Origin of the sequence: Spongiactinospora sp. TRM90649 (assembly GCF_029382225.1) — a bacterium.
GTDB lineage: Bacteria > Actinomycetota > Actinomycetes > Streptosporangiales > Streptosporangiaceae > Spongiactinospora.
This window is the reverse complement of sequence record NZ_JARLTC010000102.1, coordinates 1-853: the sequence shown is the minus strand read 5'-3', so window position 1 is coordinate 853 and position 853 is coordinate 1. Positions and strand designations below refer to the sequence as shown.

Genomic DNA, 853 nt, shown 5'->3' with positions numbered 1-853 from the left:
GTTCCGTTCGGATCCGGGCACCATACGCGGGTCCATCGCCCCCGTGGTGACCCCGTTCACCGCCGAGGGAGAACTCGACCTGGACTCACTGCGCGCCCTGGTCCGCTGGCAACTCGCCCAGGGCTCGCACGGCATCTCCACCGGCGGCTCCACCGGCGAACCCAGCGCGCAGTCCACCGACGAACGCATCGCCGCCATGACCGCCGTGGCCGCCGAGACCGCCGACACCGTGCCCTTCCTGCCCGGCACCGGCTCGGCCAAGCTGGAGGAGACCCTGCGCCTGACCGCCGAGGCCGACCGCCTCGGCGCCGACGCCGCCCTGGTCATCACCCCCTACTACGCCCGCCCCAGCCAGCAGGCCCTGCACACCTGGTACTCCACCATCGCCGCAGAATTCCCCCACCTGCCGATCGTCATCTACAACGTCCCCTCCCGCACCGCCGTCGACATCGCCCCCGAGACCATCGCCGGCCTGCGCCGCGCGCATGACAACATCGTCGGCGTCAAAGAGACCACCAAGGACTTCGAGCACTTCTCCCGCGTCCTGCACCTGTGCGGCCGCGACTTCCTCATGTGGTCCGGCATCGAACTGCTCTGCCTGCCCCTGCTGGCCATCGGCGGCATCGGCTTCGTCAGCGCCGCCGCCAACCTCGCCCCCGCCGCCGTCGCCCGCATGTACGAGGCCTACACCGCCGGCGACCGCGCCACCGCCCTGGACCTGCACTACGCCCTGCACCCCCTGGTCGACCTGCTCTTCGTCGAGACCAACCCCGCCCCGGCCAAATGGGTGCTGGAACAACGCGGCCTGATCGCCTCCGGCCACGTCCGCCCACCCCTGATCACCCCAACCGAC

1 protein-coding gene is annotated in these 853 nt (G+C 71.0%); it reads left to right on the top strand.

From position 1 onward, the window contains the following. Positions 1 to 22: 22 nt before the first annotated feature. Positions 23 to 853: 4-hydroxy-tetrahydrodipicolinate synthase (gene dapA, locus P3X83_RS43170; RefSeq protein ID WP_346742798.1), on the top strand; the 831-nt coding region annotated here is incomplete at its 3' end.